A 1,453-nucleotide genomic window follows, 5' to 3' on the forward strand; every position below is an offset into this window, starting at 1 on the left:
TTTTGATAAAGAACCGTTAGCATTATGATGCGGTAAAGTAAGCGTTAACCAACTAATCTTTTGTTCATCAGCAAAATTATAAATAGCTTTAAAACGAGCATTTGTTTTAGATTGTTTTAGATTTCTTTTAATATCTTCTATTTTGCTTTCTAAATTAAGGGAAGGGTTTAAAAAAGAATTGTTATTTTTATCATTATTAATGATAAAACAAGTATTTTCATAAAATCTTTGTAATTTTTTATCATCATTTAATAACTGTTTTAAAGCATTTTTAGGCAAAATAATATTTTTGTCTAAATATGTTTTTTCTAAAAAAATCAATATTTCTTGTTTATTTCTCATTTGGAATTGCTTTTTTGCTTGAGAATATAATAAAACAAGCTGATCATTAGCAATATTATTAACATATTTACTTAAATCATGATCATAATAAGTAGTTATTTTATTAATTCCCTTTATTAAATTTAATTCATAATTAATAAAAGCCGCTTTTGTTTCGCATAAATTTTTAACTCTATTTTCTTGCATACCTGATAAAAGACGATATAAATGTAAACTAAAAAATTTAGAAAAACAACCTGTACCATAATCAGTAGTTTTGAAAAAAAATAAATTATTCTCATAATGTTTGACAATTTGTTCTCTTTCAAAACTACTCAAAAATTTATTATTAATAAATTTTTCATTAATTAAATCAAACGTTTTTTGAGCATGAAAAGATAATTTAACATCTTTTTTATTCATAGTATAATTGTTTAAATTTAATAACATTTTCATACTCCTTTAATTTATATTTGTAAAAAATTCAATATTAACATGTATAAGGTCGCTTGGTAGCTTCATTTATCCGTATTTGTCAATCCTACACACACTATAAAGTTTTCTTTTTTGTTTTTCACATATAAAAATTTCGTTAAAAAAAACTCATTTTTATACGTTCAAAACAAAAGAAAACTTTATTTAACGGTGTGAGGATTGACAAACGGATGAAGCTACCAAGCTCTCTAAAAAGAAAGGTTTACTATTTTGTGAGGATAAACAAAGCGGAATCAGCAAACACAGATCTAAAAGAAAATTGCATCTTTAATCTTATAATACTTTATATGTTAAAATACATTATTTTACGTTCAGTTTTAGTTGTTTAAGTTTTTATTCCAGCAGCTTTTAAATCTTCTTTTGTATATCCAAGTTCATAGAAATTGAATGGTAAATAATCATTATCTGATAATTGTTTAAGTGTACACCCGACATCTAATAATTCCTTAGCTTTATACAAAGCATATCTCAATTCACTAATTGTATATCCGACATCTAATAATTCTTTTGCTGTAAATCCAGCAGCTCTTAAATTATCGGCGTTATATCCACCATCTCTCAATTCTTTTGCTGTAAATCCCGCATCTTTTAATTCCTTAGCTTCATACAAAAAATCATCTTTTAATTCCTTAGCTGT

The 1,453-nt window shown here is 24.3% G+C and carries 1 protein-coding gene and 1 pseudogene; both read right to left on the reverse strand.

The window, feature by feature from the left end; all coding sequences use genetic code 11:
- The coding region (locus ON17_RS01975; protein ID WP_040849697.1) for a hypothetical protein at positions 1-771 on the reverse strand (771 nt) is incomplete at its 3' end.
- Between the two features lie 370 nt (positions 772-1,141).
- Positions 1,142-1,453, reverse strand: a pseudogene (locus ON17_RS03580) (hypothetical protein); the annotation flags it as partial.

Origin of the sequence: Poinsettia branch-inducing phytoplasma str. JR1 (assembly GCF_000309465.1) — a bacterium.
Classification (GTDB): domain Bacteria; phylum Bacillota_I; class Bacilli_A; order Acholeplasmatales; family Acholeplasmataceae; genus Phytoplasma; species Phytoplasma pruni.